This is a genomic window from Roseivirga echinicomitans, assembly GCF_001592935.1.
Taxonomy (GTDB): Bacteria; Bacteroidota; Bacteroidia; order Cytophagales; family Cyclobacteriaceae; genus Roseivirga; species Roseivirga echinicomitans.
Window position 1 is genome coordinate 1 of record NZ_LRDB01000030.1, and the last position, 688, is coordinate 688.

The following is a 688-nucleotide window of genomic DNA, read 5'->3' on the forward strand; positions in this document are numbered from 1 at the left end:
GCCAACGGTTCGTATAACCGTCAGTTACGGGTTAATATGCGTTAATTTTCGGTTTGGCACAGACTTTAGCAATTCCGAGTGGATTCGGACGTAGTCGAATCCGCCGTAATTGCGGTTATACATTGTTGTAACACGTTATTTTTCAAAATCCGATTTGTTTTTAATCACAAATGCAATTAACAATTCGGTCAAATTATCTTGATATTCGTAAAATCTAGAATCGCATTTGTTCCAATTTTCTTCTGCTTTTTCCTCAATCAGTTCAAGTTCATTTTGTCTTTCAGCTCTGTCTTTTGGTACGGTTCCGTTTTTAAATTCAGAATTAGCTTTTTTAACTATTTCGGCAGTTTTATTAGCTCCGATTTTTATTAAAGCATCAACGGTCTCATTCGCATAATCTCCACTCGAATTCCAGTAAAATTGATGAAATCCACCATTATTAATTTCACGTTCCAAATTTTCTGCAATCAGTAAGATTTTTTGCGATTCATTCAGTCGGTCAATCTTTTCTCCGTATTCACATTTTTTGTTCAGATACGTGTCAATTTCCATAACAATCATATCTCGTCTTTCCATTTTCAGAACTTTGTCCAAATCAAATTCAGTTTGCGAACTTACATTGGCTGAAAATAATGATGCTATGAATATTAATAGTCTTTTCAAAGGTTCGTTTTAATGTGTTACAACG

1 protein-coding gene is annotated in these 688 nt (G+C 34.2%); it reads right to left on the reverse strand.

Features of this window, described 5'->3' with window-relative positions:
- Positions 1–135 precede the first annotated feature (135 nt).
- The gene (locus tag AWN68_RS13220) at positions 136–663 is read right to left on the reverse strand and encodes a DMP19 family protein (protein ID WP_084362866.1); all 528 of its coding nucleotides are present in this window, start codon (positions 661–663) and stop codon (positions 136–138) included.
- Between the last annotated feature and the right edge of the window lie 25 nt (positions 664–688).